This window comes from Nocardioides sp., assembly GCF_031422975.1.
Classification (GTDB): domain Bacteria; phylum Actinomycetota; class Actinomycetes; order Propionibacteriales; family Nocardioidaceae; genus Nocardioides.
Genome location: NZ_JANPEO010000622.1, coordinates 1 through 3,442, shown reverse-complemented (window position 1 = coordinate 3,442; position 3,442 = coordinate 1). Strand labels below are relative to the sequence as shown.

At 71.2% G+C, this 3,442-nt stretch carries 4 protein-coding genes; 2 read left to right on the top strand and 2 right to left on the bottom strand.

What is annotated here, in order from left to right:
• Positions 1–126: 126 nt before the first annotated feature.
• Positions 127–885, top strand: a complete 759-nt coding sequence (locus RMO85_RS18520; RefSeq protein WP_310530194.1) for an MBL fold metallo-hydrolase — start codon at positions 127–129, stop codon at positions 883–885.
• A gap of 31 nt (positions 886–916) precedes the next feature.
• Here RMO85_RS18520 and RMO85_RS18515 read toward each other — a convergent pair whose 3' ends face one another.
• Together RMO85_RS18515 and xseA are read right to left on the bottom strand one after the other, a co-directional pair.
• Positions 917–1,114: an exodeoxyribonuclease VII small subunit gene (locus RMO85_RS18515; RefSeq protein WP_310530193.1), complete on the bottom strand. Its 198-nt coding sequence runs from the start codon at positions 1,112–1,114 to the stop codon at positions 917–919.
• Positions 1,107–2,360: an exodeoxyribonuclease VII large subunit gene (gene xseA, locus RMO85_RS18510; RefSeq protein ID WP_310530192.1), complete on the bottom strand. Its 1,254-nt coding sequence runs from the start codon at positions 2,358–2,360 to the stop codon at positions 1,107–1,109. The genes RMO85_RS18515 and xseA overlap by 8 nt, the downstream gene beginning before the upstream one ends.
• A gap of 64 nt (positions 2,361–2,424) precedes the next feature.
• Here xseA and RMO85_RS18505 point away from each other — a divergent pair, with 64 nt between their 5' ends.
• Complete coding sequence (locus RMO85_RS18505; RefSeq protein WP_310530191.1) at positions 2,425–3,423, top strand: 4-hydroxy-3-methylbut-2-enyl diphosphate reductase; 999 nt, start codon at positions 2,425–2,427, stop codon at positions 3,421–3,423.
• Positions 3,424–3,442 lie beyond the last annotated feature (19 nt).

Genomic DNA, 3,442 nt, shown 5'->3' with positions numbered 1-3,442 from the left:
TGCAGGAGTTCATCACCCTGCTGGAGCGCTGAGGCTCGCCCTGCCAGCGAGATCGCCGGCGCGCGATGCCGAGGCACCGGCTCAGGGTGATTGCGCCGCGATGGAGTTACCTGACAGGGACGAGCGATGCTGGATCAGGTGGCCGACGGCGTCTGGGTTCGTCAGAGCGCGTGGGCCTGGAGCAATGCCATCGTGGTGCGCGGGGAGGGTGGGCTGATCCTGGTCGATCCCGGCATCGACGGTTCCGATCTGAACCAGCTCGCCGATGACTTGGAGCGGCTCGACCTTCCGGTCATCGCCGGGTTCTCCACCCATCCCCACTGGGACCACCTGCTGTGGCATCCCCGGTTCGGCGACGCGCCGCGCTACGCCACCCCCGACGGCGCCCGCAGCGCGAACCAAGCCCGTGAGCGAGCGCAGACGATGGCGGCGGAGAGCGCCTCGGGCATCCCACTCGAGCTGATCGGGCTCGTCACCCCGCTGCCCGAGGACGGCGGACCCGTGCCGGGCACGATCATCGAGCATCAGGCGCACGCCGTGGGCCACGCCGCGGTCCTGCTCGCGGACCGTGGCGTCCTGCTCGCCGGGGACATGCTCTCGGACGTCCTGATCCCACTCCTCGACCCTCGCCGCCCCGGTCAGGTGGGCGCCTACGAGACGGCACTCGACCGGCTGGGTGAGGCTGCCCGGCACGTCGATGTCGTCGTCCCCGGCCACGGCGCGGTGGCCGAAGGTCCCGAGGTGGCCGCCCGCCTGGCCGCCGATCATGCCTACCTCGACGCCCTGCGGCGAGGAGAGGAACCGGTCGACGCTCGGCTGGGTCAGGACTGGCTCTCCGGCCCGCACCGGTCGAACCAGGAGCAGGCCCGACACTCAACCGGATGAGCCTCGGCGTCATCGCGCGGTTGGTCGGGGCTCAGTCCTCGTCGGCCACCGCGGCATCGAGGCGCTCGCGGGCGCCGTCGAGCCAGGCCTGACAGATCTTGGCGAGCTTCTCGCCGCGCTCCCAGAGCGCGAGTGACTCCTCCAGGCTGGTGCCGCCGGCCTCCAGCGTGCGCACCACCTCGATGAGCTCCTCGCGGGCCATCTCGTAGGACGGGCTCTCGTCACTCATCGGAGTCTCCTTCTTGGGTGTTCAAAGCCTGGGTGCTGGTCGTGGTTGCCGCGATCCGGCCGTCCACGACCCGGATGCTGAGCCGCTGCTTCGCCGCGACCGAGTCGACGCTGGTGACCACGTGGCCCTCGGCGTCCTGTACGACGGCATACCCACGCTGGAGGGTCGCGAGCGGCGACAGCGACCGGGCGCGGGCGCGGTGGTGGCCGATGTCGTCGGCGGCGCGGTCGAGGCGGTGAGAGAGGTGGCGGCGTGCGCGCTCGCGCAGCTCCGTCACCTCGTCGGAGCGGACGTCGAGGATCGTGCGTGGGTCGCGCATCACCGGCCGGGCGCGCAGGTCGTCGAGGCGGACCTGCTCGCGCTGCACGAGCTGTCCGACCAGCTGGCGGAGGCGGTCGCGGGCCCAGGTGACGCCGCGCACCTCCTCGGCCATGTCGGGCACGATCAGCTTGGCGGCGTCGGTCGGCGTCGAGGCGCGGACGTCGGCCACCAGGTCGAGGAGGGGGGAGTCGGGCTCGTGCCCGATCGCGGAGACCACGGGCGTGCGGGCCCGGTGGACGGCGCGGACCAGCGCCTCGTCGGAGAAGGGCAACAGGTCCTCGACCGAGCCGCCGCCCCGCGCGATCACGATCACGTCGACGGCCGGGTTGCGATCGAGCCGGTCCAGCGCCTCCATCACCTCGGCGGCGCAGCGGGTGCCCTGCATGGCGGCATGGGCCACCTCGAACTCCACCCCCGGCCAGCGGCGCCGCGCGTTTTCGAGGACGTCGCGCTCGGCGGCACTGTTGGGAGCGGTGATCAGCCCGACACGACCGGGCAGGAACGGAAGGTCGCGCTTGAGCTCGGGTGCGAAGAGCCCCTCGGCGGCGAGCAGCTGGCGGCGGCGCTCGATGCGGGCGAGCAGCTCGCCGAGACCGACCATGGCGATCTGCCGGGCATAGAGCGAGAAGGTGCCGCGGTTGGCGTAGAACGAAGGTCGGGCGTGCACGACGACGCTGGCGCCCTCGACGAGCGGCGGGTTGAGGGAGTCGAAGAGCGTGCGCTGGCAGGTCAGCGGCACCGAGATGTCGGCGACGGTGTCGCGCAGGGTCATGAAGACGGTGTTGATGCCCGGACGCCGGCTGATCTGGGCCAGCTGGCCCTCGACCCAGACGCCCCCGAGCTGGTCGATCCACTGGCTGACGGCGTTGGCCACGGCGCGGACCGGCGCCGGGGCTTCCTGGGTCGCGTCGCGGAGGGTGGGCACGGCGGTGACTCTAGGGGAGCGCACCGACACGGCGGTGTACCCGCTCTGCTCATAGACTCGCCACATGAGCACCAACTTGGGCCTCCCGCCCGTCCTGGACCCCGATGCGGCGCGCGAAGTCCTCCTGGCCGCGCCGCGCGGCTACTGCGCCGGGGTGGACCGGGCCGTCATCACCGTCGAGAAGGCGCTCGACCTCTACGGCGCGCCGGTCTACGTGCGCAAGCAGATCGTCCACAACAAGCACGTCGTGGCCGATCTCGAATCCCGCGGCGCCAGCTTCGTCGAGGAGCTCGACGAGGTGCCCGAGGGCCAGACGGTGGTGTTCTCCGCCCACGGCGTCTCGCCCGCGGTGCACGCCGAGGCATCGGATCGTGGCCTCAAGACCATCGACGCCACCTGCCCGCTCGTGACCAAGGTGCACCACGAGGCGAAGCGCTTCGCCAGCGACGACTACGACATCCTGCTCATCGGTCACGAGGGCCACGAAGAGGTCGAGGGCACCGCCGGTGAGGCACCCGATCACATCCAGCTCGTGCAGAGCCCCGACGACGTCGACAGCATCGTCGTGCGGGACCCTGCCAAGGTGGCCTGGCTCTCGCAGACGACGCTGTCGGTCGACGAGACGCTCGAGACCGTCGCCGCGATCCGGCTGAAGTTCCCGCTGCTGCTCGACCCGCCCAGCGACGACATCTGCTACGCCACCCAGAATCGTCAGCTCGCGGTCAAGGAGATCTCGCCCAACGCCGATCTGGTGATCGTCGTCGGCTCGCGCAACTCCTCCAACTCGGTGCGACTCGTCGAGGTGGCCCTCGAGGCCGGCGCCAAGGCGTCCTACCTGGTCGACGACCACACCGAGATCGACGAGGCCTGGCTCGACGGCGTCGCCAACGTGAGTGTGACCTCAGGTGCGTCGGTGCCGGAGGACCTCGTCGACGGCGTGCTCTCCTTCCTCGCCGATCGCGGCTACCCCGCCGCACGCGCCGTCCACTCGGCCGAGGAGTCGCTCATCTTCGCGTTGCCGCCCGAGCTGCGCCGCGACATGCGTGCGGCCCAGCAGGGCTGAGAGATGGCCCGCTACCTCG